At 53.5% G+C, this 228-nt stretch carries 1 protein-coding gene; it reads right to left on the bottom strand.

Features of this window, described 5'->3' with window-relative positions:
• Positions 1-228, bottom strand: a 228-nt coding sequence (locus KVT28_RS27675; protein ID WP_217551569.1) for a POTRA domain-containing protein, incomplete at both ends; no start/stop codon positions are given.

Genomic DNA, 228 nt, shown 5'->3' with positions numbered 1-228 from the left:
TATCCCCATCCACGGTATCGAAGTAACCGGTACGACACAGACGCTCTTTACCCTGATCGACGAGATCGCTGCCCATCCAGGCACCTCCCATCTGACGCATTCCACGGCGCAGTACGGAATCTTTTGAGGTGTCGTTACCTTCAAAGCGCTCTTTCCGCACGTAGTAACGGTTGCCCGCATCCACGTTGATATGCAGCCTGCCGGTTTTATCAGCATCGTTGATTTCTG

This window comes from Pantoea sp. GbtcB22 (genome assembly GCF_019091025.1).
Taxonomy (GTDB): domain Bacteria; phylum Pseudomonadota; class Gammaproteobacteria; order Enterobacterales; family Enterobacteriaceae; genus Pantoea; species Pantoea leporis.
This window is presented reverse-complemented; position numbering and strand designations above follow the sequence as displayed.